Origin of the sequence: Pseudomonas abietaniphila (genome assembly GCF_039697315.1) — a bacterium.
Taxonomy (GTDB): Bacteria; Pseudomonadota; Gammaproteobacteria; order Pseudomonadales; family Pseudomonadaceae; genus Aquipseudomonas; species Aquipseudomonas abietaniphila_B.
Genome location: NZ_CP155619.1, coordinates 3010576 through 3026661, shown reverse-complemented (window position 1 = coordinate 3026661; position 16086 = coordinate 3010576). Strand labels below are relative to the sequence as shown.

The 16086-nt window shown below is 59.7% G+C and carries 12 protein-coding genes; 9 read left to right on the top strand and 3 right to left on the bottom strand.

Features of this window, described 5'->3' with window-relative positions:
* Positions 1–62 precede the first annotated feature (62 nt).
* Positions 63–2828: a DNA polymerase I gene (polA, locus tag ABDX87_RS13435; protein WP_346833262.1), complete on the top strand. Its 2766-nt coding sequence runs from the start codon at positions 63–65 to the stop codon at positions 2826–2828.
* Positions 2829–3129: 301 nt separating this feature from the next.
* Here the strand turns inward: polA and yihA are convergent, their stop codons facing one another.
* Positions 3130–3765 (bottom strand): ribosome biogenesis GTP-binding protein YihA/YsxC, encoded by a 636-nt coding sequence (yihA, locus tag ABDX87_RS13430; protein WP_062386430.1) that lies wholly within the window; start codon positions 3763–3765, stop codon positions 3130–3132.
* Between the two features lie 174 nt (positions 3766–3939).
* Here yihA and ABDX87_RS13425 point away from each other — a divergent pair, with 174 nt between their 5' ends.
* The 6 genes from ABDX87_RS13425 (at position 3940) to ABDX87_RS13400 (ending at position 11092) form a co-directional block, all read left to right on the top strand.
* The gene (locus tag ABDX87_RS13425; protein WP_346833261.1) at positions 3940–4557 is read left to right on the top strand and encodes a c-type cytochrome; all 618 of its coding nucleotides are present in this window, start codon (positions 3940–3942) and stop codon (positions 4555–4557) included.
* 202 nt (positions 4558–4759) lie between these two features.
* A complete protein-coding gene (locus ABDX87_RS13420) occupies positions 4760–5401 on the top strand; it encodes a thiol:disulfide interchange protein DsbA/DsbL (protein WP_074757562.1) in 642 nt (213 codons plus the stop codon).
* 9 nt (positions 5402–5410) lie between these two features.
* Positions 5411–6289 carry an endonuclease/exonuclease/phosphatase family protein gene (locus tag ABDX87_RS13415; protein WP_346833260.1) on the top strand — a complete coding sequence of 293 codons (879 nt, stop codon included), beginning with the start codon at positions 5411–5413 and terminating at the stop codon, positions 6287–6289.
* On the top strand, positions 6286–8511 hold the full coding sequence (locus ABDX87_RS13410) for a GGDEF domain-containing protein (RefSeq protein WP_346833259.1): 2226 nt from the start codon (positions 6286–6288) through the stop codon (positions 8509–8511). The genes ABDX87_RS13415 and ABDX87_RS13410 overlap by 4 nt, the downstream gene beginning before the upstream one ends.
* A gap of 102 nt (positions 8512–8613) precedes the next feature.
* Complete coding sequence (locus ABDX87_RS13405; protein WP_346833258.1) at positions 8614–9390, top strand: N-acetylmuramoyl-L-alanine amidase; 777 nt, start codon at positions 8614–8616, stop codon at positions 9388–9390.
* An 82-nt stretch (positions 9391–9472) separates the two neighbouring features.
* Entirely contained in the window at positions 9473–11092 is a 1620-nt protein-coding gene (locus ABDX87_RS13400; RefSeq protein ID WP_346833257.1) for an EAL domain-containing protein, read from the top strand.
* Between the two features lie 53 nt (positions 11093–11145).
* On the opposite strand, the gene ABDX87_RS13395 is transcribed toward ABDX87_RS13400, so the two are convergent.
* Together ABDX87_RS13395 and algB are read right to left on the bottom strand one after the other, a co-directional pair.
* Entirely contained in the window at positions 11146–12933 is a 1788-nt protein-coding gene (locus ABDX87_RS13395) for a KinB sensor domain-containing domain (RefSeq protein WP_346833256.1), read from the bottom strand.
* Between the two features lie 10 nt (positions 12934–12943).
* Positions 12944–14290, bottom strand: coding sequence for a sigma-54-dependent response regulator transcription factor AlgB (gene algB / locus ABDX87_RS13390; RefSeq protein WP_346833255.1), 1347 nt, complete (start codon positions 14288–14290; stop codon positions 12944–12946).
* A gap of 256 nt (positions 14291–14546) precedes the next feature.
* Here algB and ABDX87_RS13385 point away from each other — a divergent pair, with 256 nt between their 5' ends.
* Complete coding sequence (locus tag ABDX87_RS13385; RefSeq protein WP_346833254.1) at positions 14547–15401, top strand: BON domain-containing protein; 855 nt, start codon at positions 14547–14549, stop codon at positions 15399–15401.
* Positions 15402–15772: 371 nt separating this feature from the next.
* The gene (locus ABDX87_RS13380) at positions 15773–16057 is read left to right on the top strand and encodes a hypothetical protein (RefSeq protein WP_346833253.1); all 285 of its coding nucleotides are present in this window, start codon (positions 15773–15775) and stop codon (positions 16055–16057) included.
* Positions 16058–16086 lie beyond the last annotated feature (29 nt).

Below are 16086 nucleotides of genomic sequence, written 5' to 3'. Positions count from 1 at the left end.
CCTTTGTCGTCAACGGTCCTCGCATTCTAGCGCCGACCCCGCCGAAAAGGTTGATCCTGCACATGAGTCTCGCGCCCCTCGTCCTGGTGGACGGTTCTTCTTATCTGTACCGCGCCTTCCACGCGCTGCCGCCACTCACCACGTCCAAGGGCCTGCCTACCGGTGCGGTCAAGGGCGTGCTGAACATGCTCAAGAGCCTGCGCAAACAGTATCCCGAAAGCCCGTTCGCCGTGGTGTTCGACGCCAAGGGCGGAACCTTCCGCGATGAAATGTTTGCCGAGTACAAGGCCAATCGTCCGAGCATGCCTGACGACATGCGCGTGCAGATCGACTTTCTGCATAACTGCGTGAAAGGCCTGGGTTATCCGTTGCTGTGCGTTGAAGGCGTGGAAGCCGACGATGTGATCGGCACGCTGGCGCGCAGCAGTGCTGCAGCGGATCGTCCGGTGGTCATTTCCACCGGTGACAAAGACATGGCGCAGTTGGTCGACGGGCACATTACCTTGGTCAACACGATGACCGGTAGCGTGCTGGATGTGGCTGGCGTGAAAGAGAAATTTGGCGTCGGTCCCGAGCACATCATCGATTATCTCGCGCTGATGGGCGACAAAGTCGACAATATTCCCGGCGTTCCTGGCGTGGGTGAAAAGACCGCCGCTGGCCTGCTGGTGGGCATCAACGGTGGTCTCAAAGAGCTCTACGAGAACCTCGACAAGGTTCCGACGCTGGCGATTCGTGGCGCAAAATCGTTGCCCGCCAAGCTCGAAGAGCACAAGGAGATGGCATTCCTTTCCTACCAGCTGGCAACCATCAAGGTCGACGTACCGCTGGACATCGAACTGGATGCGTTGCACTGCGGCGAACCGGACCGCGAAGCCTTGCTGGCGTTGTACACCGAGCTTGAATTCAAGAGCTGGATCAATGATCTGCAGCGTGAAGCCAAACAGGAAGGGGCCGAGATTGCGCCTGTCGAAGAAGCTGCGCCGGTCATCGAGGCCAAGTATGAGCTGATTCTGGAGCAGACCCAGTTTGACGACTGGCTGAAGAAACTTCAGGCAGCCAGCCTGTTTGCCTTCGTTGTGCAGAGCAACGGCACCGATGCGCAACGCGCGCAGATCGTTGGCCTGTCGTTCGCGATCAAGACCCACGAAGCCTGTTACATCCCGTTGACCCACTCCTACATGGGCGTGCCGCAGCAGCTGGATCGCGATGCGGTGCTCAACGCCGTCAAACCGATGCTGGAGGACGCGAGCAAGATCAAAGTCGGCCAGCACGCCAAGTTCGCCATTAACCTAATGGCGAACTGCGCCATCGGCGGGGATCAGAGCCAGGGCATCAATGTCCAGGGCGTGAAGTTCGACACCATGCTCGAATCCTATGTGCTGGACTCGACTGCCACTCGCCATGACCGCGACAGTCTGGTCGCCAAGTATCTGGATCACACGCCGGTAAACTTCCAGGACATCGCCGGCAAGGGCGCCAAGCAGCTTTCTTTCGACCAGATCGCGCTGGAGCAGGCGGGCATCTACGCCGCCGAGGAAGCCGACCTGACGTTGCGTCTGCACGAAATCCTGCAGGCGAAACTCGAGAAGATCCCGACCCTGGCGCCGGTGCTGAACGAGATCGAAATGCCACTGATGCCGGTCCTGGCGCGCATCGAGCGCCAAGGCGCGCTGGTCGATGCCAAGTTGCTGGGCATCCAGAGTGTCGAATTGGGCAACAAGATGACCGAGCTCGAGCGTGAGGCGTTTGCCATCGCGGGCGAGGAATTCAACCTCGGTTCGCCCAAGCAGTTGGGCGTGATCCTGTATGAAAAGCTCGGCATGCCGATCATCAGCAAGACGGCCACCGGACAGCCTTCTACGGCAGAAGCGGTGCTTGCGGAGTTGGCTGAACAAGAGTTTCCGCTGCCGAAGGTGCTGATGCAGTACCGCTCGATGAGCAAGCTGAAAAGCACCTACACCGACCGACTGCCCGAGCAGATCAACCCGCGCACCGGGCGTATCCACACGTCATATCATCAGGCAGTGGCCGTGACCGGACGCTTGTCGTCCAGCGATCCGAACCTGCAGAACATTCCGATCCGTACTGCCGAAGGCCGCCGGATTCGTCAGGCGTTCGTCGCGCCGCAAGGCTACAAGCTGCTGGCGGCGGACTATTCGCAGATCGAATTGCGGATCATGGCGCATCTGGCCAAGGACGAAGGGCTGCTCCATGCCTTCCGTAACGACCTGGACGTTCACCGGGCAACGGCGGCGGAGGTATTTGGCGTCGAATTGCCAGAGGTCACGAACGACATGCGTCGCAGCGCCAAGGCGATCAACTTCGGTCTGATTTACGGCATGAGCGCGTTTGGCCTGGCCAAGCAGATCGGCGTCGACCGCAAACAGTCGCAAGCGTATGTGGACCGTTACTTCGCGCGGTATCCCGGCGTGCTCGAATACATGGAGCGCACCCGCACGCAGGCGGCCGAGCAGGGTTTCGTTGAAACGATTTTCGGGCGTCGTCTTTATCTGCCGGACATCAACGCGAAGAACCAGGCGCTGCGCAAAGGGGCTGAACGCATGGCGATCAACGCGCCGATGCAGGGCACGGCCGCCGATATCATCAAGCGTGCAATGGTCGCGGTGAATGGCTGGCTGGATACATCAGGTCTTGATGCTCGCGTGATTCTGCAGGTTCACGACGAACTGGTGCTTGAAGTGCGCGAGGATCTGGTCGAGCAGATCAGCAAGGACATCCGCGTCCACATGAGTGGCGCGGCGGATCTGGACGTGCCGTTGCTGGTGGAAGTGGGTGTGGGCAGTAACTGGGACGAGGCGCATTGATCAATATTTGATCGGATGACGCAACTGTGGGAGCAAGCTTGCTCCCACAGATTGGCCGGTTTGACCGCTCTGGAAAGGGCCGCGCAAGGCGAGCCACTGCTACAGCCAACATTAAATTTCCGCAGATTTTGAACTTCAGCGGACAAAACCCGGTCAGAGATGGCGAGTGGTTGACGTAGCCACTCATGCTCCTATGTTGTGTTAAGTGTTGGCAGATATCCGGACCTCTCCCTAGTGGTCTGGACTTAGACCCCGAACTTCCCCTCCCCATATGAAGTCCGGGGTTTTTTTTGCCTGCGATTTACGCTGCAGGCGCCTTGTCTTCCAGTTCCATCCAGTCGGCCAGCACGGTGTACGCCTCTTCCAGGCCCATGCGCTTGGGCGCCGAGAACAGCTGGATGGTGACCGCGTCGCCCCAACCCTTGCGAATTTCCGACTGCACCTTGAGCAGCGTGTTTTTGGCCGCGCCGAAGGTCAGCTTGTCTGCTTTGGTCAGCAGGATGTGCATGGGCATGCCGCTGGCGATGGCCCAGTCGAGCATCAGCAGGTCGAAGTCGGTCATCGGGTGACGGATGTCCATCATCAGGATAAGACCCTTCAAACTCTCGCGGCTGCCCAGGTAAGCCTCAAGGTGACGCTGCCAGTGTTGCTTGAGCGGAATCGGTACTTTTGCATAACCGTAACCGGGCAGGTCGACCAGACGCCGATCATCGTCCAGACTGAAGAAGTTCAGCAGCTGCGTGCGACCCGGCGTTTTCGAGGTGCGCGCCAGGCTGGCGTGGGTCAGGGTGTTCAGCGCGCTGGATTTACCGGCGTTGGAGCGGCCGGCAAAGGCCACTTCAAAACCTTCGTCGTCCGGGCATTGGTCGACTTTGGCGGCGCTGAGCATGAACTTGGCTTGTTGGCACAAACCGAGGATCGGGTTCTTGAGTTGCATGGGATATCCGGTGAGGGCGTTGCGGCAATCGTGCAGCAACGGGGTGTCGTTTCCGTTTGATGGGCGCAAGTATATAATGCCGCAGATTTTGTGTGTGCTTTGTGCGTCAGCAGGATGAAGTTCGCGCAAGTCGGACTAACCTTACTCCAACAATAAAATGTACTGGATTAGCCGATGAACAAACTACTGGTGAGTCTGCTGTTGATCTTGGGCATCTCAAGCACCACCCAGGCCGCTGATGCGGTCGTGGGCGATCCTGCCGCCGGCCAGGCCAAAACCGCAGTCTGTGGCGCGTGCCATGGCCCGGATGGTAACAGCATGGCCCCCAACTTCCCTAAACTCGCCGGACAAGGTCCGCGCTATCTGCTCAAGCAATTGCACGAAATCAAGGACGGCAAGCGTGTCGTGCTGGAAATGACAGGTCTGCTCAACAACCTCAATGAGCAGGACCTGGCCGACATCGCCGCGTACTTCGCCAGCCAGAAAGGCAGCGTCGGTGCAGCCGATCCAAATCTGGTAGCACGAGGCGAAGCCTTGTTCCGTGGCGGCAAGCTGGATCAAGGCATGCCGGCCTGCACGGGATGTCACTCGCCCAACGGCGCGGGTAATGCTGCTGCCGGCTTTCCACACCTGGGTGGACAGCATGCCGACTACGTGAAGAAGCAACTGACGGCGTTCCGCGAAGGCGAGCGCACCAACGACGGTGACACGATGGTCATGCGCACCATCGCCTCGAAGCTGAGCAACAAGGATATCGACGCATTGTCGGCCTACATACAGGGACTGCATTAAGCCTCGATTAAGGCTGCACGCCCCGTCGCAGGCGGATCGACGACCGGAAATGTTTGCACATGTTTCATGTGCGGACGGGCCAAAAAGGGTAGCGAACGGCTGCCCTTTTTTATGCGCGCAGGCGTTACACTTGCGAACTCACATCACCCCGCCCGGTCCAACAGCCGCTGTCGAGGTGACTTTTCATGCCCAGGAGTTAAGCATGCGTAATCTGATTCTCAGCGCCGCTCTGGTGTTCACCAGCCTGTTCGGTCTGACCGCTCAAGCTGCAGAGCCAATCGAAGCCGGCAAGCAATATGTCGAGCTGAGCAGCGCCGTCCCGGTTTCCGAGCCAGGCAAGATCGAAGTCGTCGAAATGTTCTGGTATGGCTGCCCTCACTGCTACGCGTTCGAACCCGTGATCAATCCATGGATTGAAAAACTCCCGGCCGACGTTCACTTCATCCGTGTTCCTGCCATGTTCGGCGGCCCATGGGATGCCCATGGCCAGCTGTTCATTACCCTGGACACCATGGGTGTAGAGAAGAAGGTCCACACCGCCGTGTTCGATGCCATCCAGAAAGGCGGCAAGCGCCTGACCGACCCGAACGACATGGCCGAGTTCGTTGCCACCCAAGGCGTCGACAAGACCAAATTCCTGGAAACCTTCAACTCGTTCGCCGTCAAGGGCAAGATCGCCCAGTACAAAGAACTGGCCAAGAAGTATGAAATCACGGGCGTCCCGACCATGATCGTCAACGGTAAGTACCGCTTCGATCTGGGCACTGCCGGTGGTCCTGAACAAGCGCTGCAAGTGGCCGATCAGTTGATCGCCAAAGAGCGCGCAACGCTCACCGCCAAGTAAGCGCCGGCCATGACGCGCTGGGGTACTGAACGCACTGTTGCCCGGCACACCCCCAAGGTCAACGAGCGACATGTGCAGGAATCCGGATTGCCAGCCGATGGCCGGCTCCGGTTGCTCAGCTTCAACATTCAGGTGGGCATCAGTACCGAGCGTTACCGGCATTACCTGACCCGTGGCTGGCAGCACTTGCTGCCCCACAACGGTCGGGCCGGGAATCTGCAGAAAATCGGCAACCTGCTGAACGACTACGATCTGGTCGCGTTGCAGGAAGCCGATGGCGGCAGCATGCGTTCAGGCTACGTCAATCAGGTCGAACACCTCGCCCAGCTCGGTTCCTTTCCGTACTGGCATCAGCAACTCAATCGTAACCTCGGACGTTTTGCCCAGCACAGTAACGGCGTGCTGAGCCGATTGCGTCCGTGGGATATCGAAGACCATCCTCTACCGGGCCCTGCCGGGCGTGGCGCCATTCTGGTTCGTTTCGGTGAAGGCGAAGACGCGCTGGTCGTGGTGGTCATGCACCTGGCGCTGGGTGCGCGTACCCGTACACGGCAGCTCGCTTACATCCGTGAGCTGATCGGCGGCTACAAGCATCAGGTCCTGATGGGTGACATGAACACCCACGCCGCCGATTTGCTGGAAACCTCTCCCTTGCGGGATCTTGGCTTGCTTGCGCCACAGATCGAAGCAACGTTTCCCAGCTGGCGCCCGCAGCGCTGCCTGGACCACATCCTCCTCAGTCCGACCCTGACGCTTGAAAAAGTGCAGGTCCTGGCTGCGCCCATTTCCGATCATCTGCCCGTCGCGGTGGAGATTCGCTTGCCGGCCTCATTAATTGGGGACTCTCTGCCGATAACAAGCTCATCTCCTCGCGGACCCTCGGAATGAGCGACGAAGCCCAACGCTGGAAAGAAAAGTACCTCAAGAGCATCGAGCAGCAAGACAAGCTGGAAAAGCGTTGGAACGCTCGTCTCGACCTGCTCCGGCGCGGCCTTGTGCGCAGCAGCCTGGCGGCCGAGGGCGCTGATAAGGCGGTCGATCAGTGCATGAAGGAGATGCGCGAGATCGTTCGCAAGGACGACATGGACGCCGGTCTGGCGGCCTTGATTCCTCGCCTTGAAAAAGCCGTGTTGGACTCCGAGCAGCGTCGCGAAAAGCGTGTCGAGCAAATGGGAACGGCGTTGACCTCGCTGGTCGCACAGCTGCAATCGCTGCCGTTGCCCCGAGAAGTCGCCAAACCGCTCAAGCGCTTCGCCAAGAATCTTGAAGACCGCGTCAATCAGGCCCGCGAGCTGCCGCTGCTGCTCAGCGAATTGAGCGGGCTGCAAAGTCAGGCCCTGGCTCAGCTTGAGCACCCGGAAGAAGCGGCTCGCCCCGGGTTTCTCCAGCGTCTGTTTGGTGGTCGGGATTCGCACGAAGAGGGAGAGGCGACTGCGTCTGCCCACAGTCCCGTCGAAGCACCGAAGCCTGCGCCAACGAGTGTTCACCAGCCTGATCCTGAGGATGAGGAAACTGCTCCCGAGCGCGGCACGTCTCAGGCCGCACAGTGGACTAACGAGGCTCCGGCGCAATCAGACGCGGGGGTGATGACTGAAAAGCCTGCTCCTGTGGCGATAGCTCCCGCAATGACAGAGGCGCCCGTCGCAGCCGTTGCCGATACGCCGGCGGTGCCCGAGGTCGCGGTGCCTACGGTCGAGGCGGAACTCGAGCCCGAGCCGCGAGAGTCTGCTACGCCAGCCGCTGAATCGGCGTCTGTCGCGACGCCAGCGCTTGAACCCCTGGAGATCGAAGCCGAAGCAACGCCCGTCGAACCGAGCGCCGAGTCAGCGCCAGCAGAAGCTGCGCCCGATGTCGCGCCTGCCGAGTCAGACGCTGCTGAGGTGAGCGACGAGCCAACTCCGGACGGGGAAGAGCACGCGATCGCGCAGGCGGAATCGGAGTCCAGCGATGATCAGGAGGCCGCAGCGCAGACTGACGAAGAGACGGACAGCGACGACGAGCCCGCCGCCGAGGGCGATGCCGAAGAAGATGGGCCTTATGCGCTGCCCTCTTCGCCCGAGCCGAGTTACAGCTCGGTCGCTGCGCACATCGAGGAAACTCTGCTGGGCCTGCTCAACGATCTGACGTTGCCCGAGCATCACCGCCCACAAGCCGAGGCCATGCGTGCCCGGCTCGAGCATGGATTGAACTGGTACGAGTTGCTGCCGATCCTCGACGATCTTGCCGTCTTGATGCTGGCGATCACTGACAGCGGTCAGCATGAGTTCGAGCTTTACCTCAAACAGCTCAACGAACGACTGGAGTCGTTCCAGAGCAACTTGCAGGCCGCCAGCGAGGACCACGCAGGGCAGCAGTCCGCTTCGCGGGAGCTGAACGATCAATTACGAGAGCATGTCGGCGGTCTGCAAAGCAGCGTGCAGGAAGCGGCCGATCTCGACAGTCTGAAGAACGTGTTGGAAAGCCGTCTTGAGGGCTTGCTCGGCACGATGGACGAGCATCAGAAGCAACGCGATCAACGGGAGCAGGAGGTTGCCACGCGTCTGCAATCGTTGGCCAGCCGTGTGGCAACGATGGAGCAAGAGGCGCAGGGGTTCCGCGCGCACCTGGAAGAGCAGCGACAGAAGGCCCTGATCGACACCCTCACCGGCCTGCCTAACCGTGCTGCCTGGAACGAACGGCTTGATCGTGAAGTCGACCAGTTGCAGAAGCACCGCTCCAGTTTGCTGTTGGGAATTCTCGACCTGGACCATTTCAAGCGTATCAACGACGGCTACGGTCATTTGGCCGGCGACAAAGTCCTGAAGATCATTGCCACGCAGCTGCAAAAGCGCGTGAGGCCGTCGGACTTCATTGCTCGTTTCGGCGGTGAGGAGTTTGTGTTCCTGCTCCCTCATACTCAAATGGCCGAGGGCCTGGCGCTGCTCGAACGATTACGTGTGACCATCGAGGCCTGTCCTTTTCACTTCAAAGGCGAGCCGGTGACGATCACAGTGTCCATGGGCATCACGACGTTCAAGCCGGGTGAGCGCAGCGATCTGGTGCTCAAACGCGCGGATCAGGCGTTATACCGAGCCAAAGCCGAAGGGCGTAATCGCATAGAGCAAGGCTGAAGGTCTGGCAGCAGGAAGTGAGGTGCGGCAGCAGCCATTTTTGAGCGCTGCGCTGGCATTACGTTACACTGTTGCATTACTTGTCTATGTGTTCTGCCTTTTATGAAGTTTTTTTCAGCGTTTTGCCTGCTGTTGTTGCTGACCGCTTGCGCCAGCGGTCCGAAGTTCGACACCAGCCATCCCTCCGCCAATTTCGACAGCCGCACGCAGTTTGTCGTGGTGCACTACACCTCGGCATCCCTTGATCGCTCGCTCGCCTTGCTGACCCATGGTGAGGTCAGCGCCCACTACCTGATCGGCGATGGCCCGGCCACGGTCTACAAACTCGTCGATGAAAGCCAGCGTGCATGGCACGCAGGTGAAAGTGAATGGGACGGCCGAACCTGGCTGAACTCCAGCAGCATCGGCATCGAAATCGTCAATCCGGGTTACCGCGACACGCCGACGGGCCGGCTTTGGTATCCGTACAGCGAAGCGCAGATCCAGTCATTGATCGTGCTGCTCAAAGACATCGTCAAACGTAACAAGATCGAACCTCGGCATGTCATTGGACACAGCGACATCGCACCGATGCGCAAACTGGACCCAGGACCGCTGTTCCCCTGGAAGCGGCTCGCGCAGGAAGGCCTCGGCATCTGGCCTGATGAGCAGCAGGTTGCGCAGCGTCAGTCGCAGATGATGGGCGTGGTGCCCAGCGCGACATGGTTCCAGCAGCAACTCGCGCTCCTGGGCTATGCGACGCCGCAAACCGGGGAATGGGACATTGCGAGTCGCCATGTATTGGCGGCTTTTCAGATGCACTATCGCCCGCAGAAATTCGACGGTGAGCCTGATCTTCAAAGTGCAGCTATTCTTCAGGTGCTCAACCTCAGGCACTAAATTACCCGTACCGTCGGTTTTTGGCGGGCTATTTCCGCGCTTGTTGCTATACCTCATTGGTATTCATCTGGAAAACCGGCCGATGTTCACGGCTTCACCGCAGCTGCGCTCAGTTCTTTATCGCCCTTCACTCCTGGCACTGCTGGCAGCGTTGTTGAGTGCTGTCGTGCTGCTGGCGGCCAGTTTCGGCCTGGCGATGCATCAGGCGCGGCAGGAAGAAAGCGCGCAGATGAACGCTCAGGGCGAACGTTTTCTGGTGCGTCTTGAGCAGTTGTTCGGGCAATTACGTGCAGGTCTGGACCAGCTCGAAGCACAGCCGCTACGCGGTTGTGGCCCGGCGATGATCGAGCAATTGCGGCAGGTCAACTCGCGGTATCGCTTCATCTATGAAGTGGCTTACGTAGACGACACGCAGTTCTGCTCCAGCTGGACGCGACAAAGCATGATCGGCAAGCCGCGTGCGCCCGACATCCGCGGGCCGACGTACGACTATTGGCTCAACACCTCCACCCAACCCGATGACAACCTCGCGTCGCTGATGCTGGGCCGTGGGGATTTTCGTGTATCGACCTCTCGCGGGCACCTGACCGACGTGGTGGATTTGCCTCCCGGTGGCAGCCTGGTCGTGGTGCTGGACCAAGGCACCAAGGCCGTGCCTGTGTTAGGGCCGGCGCAGACTTGGCCGCCCACCTCCGACTGGACCCCGACGTCTTCTGAAGCGCTGATCACCACCCAGGACAAACTGGTTTACCGGATGCCGACTCAGAGCCCGGAATACCAGCTGGTGCTGATTACCCCGCGTAACGGTTTGCAGCAAAAGATCACTGGCGCCTGGTGGCTATTGGTGCCCGCGAGCGTGCTGGTGTCGTTGTGCATCGGGATTCTGGTGCTGCAACTGGTCCGGCAGCGGCAGTCGTTGGGGGGCGAGTTGCACGGTGCGCTGCGTCGGGGTGAGCTGAAGGTCTTGTATCAACCCATTTTCGACCTCAACACCCGGCTGTGCGTGGGCGCTGAGGCCTTGGTGCGCTGGCGACGACCTGACGGCACGCTGACCAGCCCTGACCTCTTCATTCCGCTGGCCGAGAACACCGGGCAAATCCGGCAGATCACCGACTTTGTGCTGCAGCAGTTACTGGAACAGCTCGGCCACCTATTGCGGGCGAATCCGCATCTGTACGTGTCGGTCAACCTCGCGGCGTGCGACGTAATGGCGCCACGCATTGGTCGAGTGACGGCCAAGCTGCTTGCGCTGCATCGGGTTGCGCCCCGGCAGATTGCCTTTGAGGTGACCGAACGGGGGCTGGTCGATGTGGTGGTGGCGCGCAATCACCTGCAGGCGCTGCGTGATCGTGGGCATCAGGTGTTGATCGACGACTTCGGCACCGGTTATTGCAGCCTCGCCTACTTGCAGACCTTGCCAGTGGACTGCCTGAAGATCGACAAAGCGTTCATTGATGCGCTGGGTCATGACGCAGCCAGCAGCGGTGTTGCCCCGCATATCATCCGCATGGCGCATGCGCTGCAATTGAGGGTGATTGCTGAAGGGATTGAGTTCGAGTCGCAGGCCCTGCTGCTCAAAAGTGAAGGTGTGATTTATGGCCAGGGCTGGCTGTTCGCACGGCCCCTGAGCGCGAGCAAGTTCACCGAGCTGGTGACGGGTGGACGGCGCAGCGCAGGGCGACGCGCTGATGATGTGGCGTGATGGATCAGGTGCGCGCCAGGCCGGGTTCTTTATGGGAACGAGCTGGTAGACGCCTACAGAGGCAACGCCATGTAGAACTGCGTGCCCTGCCCCGGTCGTGAATACACACCCATGCGGCCCCCGTGCAACTGCACGATCTCCTTGCACAGTGCCAGTCCGAGGCCTGCCCCGCCTTTCTTGCGTCCGACTTGAACGAAGGGCTCGAAAATTCGAGCCTGCTGCTCATAGGCAATCCCCTCACCGTTGTCTTCGACGCTGATGATCAGGCGTTCGCCGTGACGCCGCGCTTGCAGGCGGATGAGACCGGATTGAGGCGTATGTCGCAGCGCGTTATCCAGCAGGTTGTCCAGGACGCGCTCAAGATGAGCCTTGTCGGCTTGCAGCCGGGGTAAGGGTTCCTGCATTTCCAGCAGCACCATCACGTCCTGTTCGCGTGCCGCTTCGGCAAATCGCTCACGCGCGTCAGTCAGCAGCTCGCTGACGTCGCAAGGTGCGAGGGTGAGCTTCTGCAGGCCGTTCTGGTAGCGAGAGAAGTTCAGCAGGTCGTTGATCAGTTGCATCAAGCGCTGCATTTCTTCGTTAACCGTCTTGAGCAGGTCTGTTTCACGGGACTCAGGCGGGAAGTGCACCCGTTCCTGCAACAACCCGAAGGCCATGTGCATGCCGGTGACGGGTGTGCGCAACTCGTGAGACGCGCGCAGGACGAACTCACTGCGCACGCGCTCGAACGCTCGCTGCTCGGTGACGTCGTGTAACACCATCACGGCCCCCAGCACATGGCCTTTGGTGTGGCTGACGGGGGTCAGGCTGTACGTCAGGATTCGGTTTTCGCCGTCGATCTCGATGGACAGGTCTTCCGGCGCCCTCTCAAGCGTCCCGCCGCGCAGCACCAGATACAGCTGTTCATCCAGCTCGGGCCGTTGCAGCGCTTCGCCTAGTCCTTGACCGAGCTTGCTCTCTTCCCAGCCGAGCTGACGCTGAGCCACGGGGTTCAGGTGCTCGAGTCGACCCTGACGATCAATCATCAGCAAGCCATCGTCGATGCTGTCGAGTACCGCCTGCAAACGCTGCTGGCCGGCCAGCAGTTCGTCGACGTTGGTGACCTGATGCTGACGCAAGGCTTCGGCCATGATGCCGAAGCGCCGGGTCAGCAGGTTCATTTCCGCGGCGGAGGAGATGGGTAATGTCACCTCGAAGTTGCCCTGGCCAATATTGTCAGCCGCCTTGGCCAGCGCCTCGATGGGCGCACCAAACCGGCGTGCAATGCCATGCGCCGTGACAAAGCCGATCGCCAGCACCGCGAGCCCCACCAGTCCAAGCAGCGCCGCGACCCACAAGGCGCGGCTGCGGGACGCGCTTTCAGCCTGACTGATGTTTTCCAGTGCCTGCCGATGCGCATCCAGCAGACCGTTGCGCAGTGTGTTGAAAGCGCTGGTCACGTTCTTGTCATCACCCAGCGCGTTGGGCGGATCGTCGGCACGCTGAAGGGCGTTCAGAAATTGCTCGTAGTCCAGACGCGCTTTTTCGAAGCCGCTGTTCGTGTAGGTCTGCTGGTCGTGGTCGATGCCCTGATCAAGCAGTTCCTGGAACTGCGCCTGATTCTGTGCCAACGCGGCTCGATCCGGCGTATCCCTGAGCAGCATCACCAGTTGGTCGCCCAGGTTCTGCCTGAGCTTGAGACCGATATCGAGCGTGATGAAGTTGTGCCGAATCAGCGACTCCTGGGATTGAGCCATCTGCATGACGCTGACCAGTCCCAGCAACAACCCGAACAGAGCGACGGTCATCAGCGCCGAAATGCTGAGGAACAGGCGCGTGCGCAACTTCATCCCGAATTTCATCGACGCCCCATTACAAGTTGTACTGCTTGCGTTTGCGGTACAGCGTCGACGCATCGATGCCGAGCGTACGTGCGGCCTGATCCAGGGTGTCACTGGTGGCCAGCACCGCCCCGATATGGGCTTTTTCCAGTTCGTCCAGACTCAATGCCGCGCCAACGCGCGGTGCATTGTTGGTCGGCTGTTCGGCCATGCCCAGATGGGTGATTTCGACCTTCTCTTGCGGGCAGATAATGCTCGCCCGTTCGATCACGTTGCGAAGCTCGCGGATGTTCCCTGGCCAGCGGTAGTTGAGCAGCGCGCTGCGTGCCTCTTCGCTGAAGCCACGCGCCGGGCGGCTGTACTCTTTGACGAAGCGTGCCAGGAAGCGGTCGGCCAGCGTCAGGATGTCTTCGCTACGCTCACGCAGCGGCGGCAGGTGCAGAGTAATGACATTCAGACGGTAGAGCAGGTCTTCACGGAAACGCCCGTCACGGACCATGTCTTCCAGATTCAGGTTCGTGGCGGCGAGGATGCGCACGTCTGCGCGGCGGGTGACCGGGTCGCCGACGCGCTCGTATTCCTTGTCTTGAATGAAGCGCAGCAGCTTGGGTTGCAGCGTCAGCGGGAAGTCCCCGATTTCGTCGAGGAACAATGTACCGCCATCGGCCTGATTCACTCGGCCCAGCGTGCTTTCGCTGGCGCCCGTGAACGCGCCACGGCTATGACCGAACAGCTCGCTTTCCATCAGCTCAGCTGTCAGCGACGGGCAGTTGATGGTGACGCAGGCTTTTTTGTTGCGCTTGCTCCAACCGTGGATCGCGCGCGCCAGCTCGCCCTTACCGGTCCCTGACTCACCCAGAATCAGAATGTTGGCGTCCGTATTGGCGACCTGACGGGCCGTTTCCAGAATCGCCATCATCGACGGGCTGTGGGAATCCAGGCCGTCCTTGGGTTTGCGCACTTCGCCTTCAAGCGCTTCGAGCCGTGCAGACAGCTGACGGACCTCCAGTTGCTTGGCGGTTGCCAGGCGCAGCTGGTCCGGGCTGCAGGGCTTGACCAGGTAGTCAGCGGCCCCAGCCTGAATGGCATCGACGGCGGTGTCTACGGCCGAGTGCGCGGTCACGATCACCACGCGCATCCAGGGCGCTTGAACACGCATCTGCGCCAGTACGTCCAGCCCGTTGTCTTCCCCCAGACGCAGGTCCAGGAAGCATACGTCGAACACCTGGCGTTGCAGCAGCGCCTCGGCCTGAGCCGCGCTATTGGCGGTGGCGACGCTGTAGCCTTCATCTTCCAGGCAATAGCGGAACGTGCGAAGGATGGCGGATTCATCATCCACAAGCAGAATACGGCCCTGATTCTCAGTGGCTGCTTCCATTTTTCCTACGCTCCTAAATGAATGATCTTGGTTAGTCCCGGAAAAATCGGGCAAGTTGCATGGTTCATTCTGATTGATTAAACGAGCCGCATGGTAGTGATCTGCTAAAAAACTCAAAAAACACACAGTTCGTCGAACATCAGCGGACACAGCGCTTCAAGCCGTTGGCTCGCGGCGCGGTGATTCGCGAAACAGAACATCCGGGCAAATGAAAAGTCTCTCCAGTAACACTTTTTGAAAATGTCTGGAGATTGCCATGCACCCGCTGAAAAAAATCGCTCTGGCTGTCGGCACCGCCGGCCTGCTCGGAATGACCCCTCTCGTCGCCGAGGCCGCGCAGGGCGATTTGCAGACGCAGCTGTCCCAGGCGCGTCAGGAAGGGTCGATCTGGACCGCGTTCGCGCTCAACCGTCACCTGAGCCCCTTCAATATTGGCGTGAAGGTCGAGCAAGGTACGGCGGTGCTGACGGGCAAGGTCGAGAATCAGGTCGATAAGGATCTGGCGACTCAGATCGCGGGCGATACCCAAGGCATCATCAAGGTCGATAACCAGTTGGAGATTGATCCGCAAGTGGCCGCAGAACCCGGCACTAAAGCCAACATGGCCCAGCGTTTCGATGACGCGACGCTGACTGCAACCATCAAGTCGAAGCTGCTGTGGAACAGCGTCACCGAAGGGCTCAATATCGATGTCACTGCGGCTCAAGGCGTGGTCACGTTGAAAGGTCAGGCGAAGGATGCCGAGGCCAAGCAACTGGCAGGCAGCCTGGCCAGCAACACTGACGGCGTCACCGAGGTGAACAACCTGATCAGCCTCAGTGCACGGGATACGCAGGCCATCAAGGAGCAGAATCAGGCGCAAGCCAGCAGCGTACGTGAGGAATTCAGTGATGCCTGGATTACCAGCAAGGTCAAATCCAGCCTCATCTATAGCCGCAACCTCGACGGGCTCAATATAAAAGTGGAAACCAAGAGTGGCGTGGTCAGCCTGGACGGTGTCGTCGCCAATTACGCCGAGAAAGAACTGGCCGTCGAAATCGCCCGCAACATCCGTGGGGTCAAAGGCGTGGATGCCGACACCTTGCGCGTCATGACCCGAAGCGCCGGGTAATTTCTGGGCGCGTCTAAAACGTTACGTAGCGTTGACTCGACAAGGTTCTGTAGGAGCGCGCTTGCCCGCGAATCAATTGTTCCGCCGATGAGGATGTGTCGGATGTACCGGCCTCTCGCGGGCAAGCGCGCTCCTCCGGGGGATGCGGCACAGGTCTCGCCGTTTTTTGATCCTCGCCTCTCTCTTCGTGCAATACGCACGATGCCAATTGTTCAATCGTGCAGCTTGCTCGTAAGAAAGTTCCTTCATAATTAAATAAGTATCTGATTTAAAAGGAGTTTTCTACGTTAAAAAAGCTGGCACACAGGCTGCAATGTCTCAGGTAACAAAGGTCTGCAACGTCGGCCAACAAGATTCCTGGAGCCTGCTGAATGAACACTCAACCACTCGCCAAACTTCGCATTTCCCCACTGCATCTGCAGCAAGGTCTGTTTGCCAGTTTGGCCTTGATGGTCACTTTGATCGTTGTTCAGCAGTTCAACCACTGGAATCAGGATCACGACGCGGTTCAGATTCAACACGCCTACAGCCACAGCGCTCCCTTCGCCAAGGCGAGTGCGTTGAAGGCCACGGACGTTGCGCTGAGCCTGCAACCGGTCGAGGACGCAGCAGCCGCTATCGAACAAGCGCCGCGTCAGCAGAGTTGGGTCTTCTGATTAATACGGTCAGGGACACGATCTACGTC